The organism is Halioglobus sp. HI00S01, assembly GCF_001635445.1.
GTDB lineage: Bacteria > Pseudomonadota > Gammaproteobacteria > Pseudomonadales > Halieaceae > Halioglobus > Halioglobus japonicus.
The window spans coordinates 1-238 of the sequence record NZ_LWEE01000074.1 but is presented as its reverse complement, the minus strand read 5'-3'; the positions used below and the strand labels follow the sequence as shown (position 1 = coordinate 238).

Genomic DNA, 238 nt, shown 5'->3' with positions numbered 1-238 from the left:
CGAGATGCCCATTCTGGACAAGGTTCTTATCGCCAACCGCGGCGAGATTGCACTGCGCGTAATGCGCGCGTGCAAAGAGCTCGACATCAAGACCGTTGCGGTGCACTCCGTTGCCGACGCCGAATTGATGCACGTGCGGCTGGCTGATGAATCCGTATGTATCGGCCCCGCGCCCTCCATGGAAAGCTACCTCAATGTGCCGGCACTGATCAGTGCCGGCACATTGAGGTAGCTTTCC

The 238-nt window shown here is 58.8% G+C and carries 1 pseudogene; it reads left to right on the top strand.

Going from position 1 to position 238, the window contains the following annotated elements:
- Window positions 1-10: 10 nt before the first annotated feature.
- Window positions 11-217, top strand: a pseudogene (locus A3709_RS12535) (biotin carboxylase N-terminal domain-containing protein); the annotation flags it as partial.
- Between the last annotated feature and the right edge of the window lie 21 nt (window positions 218-238).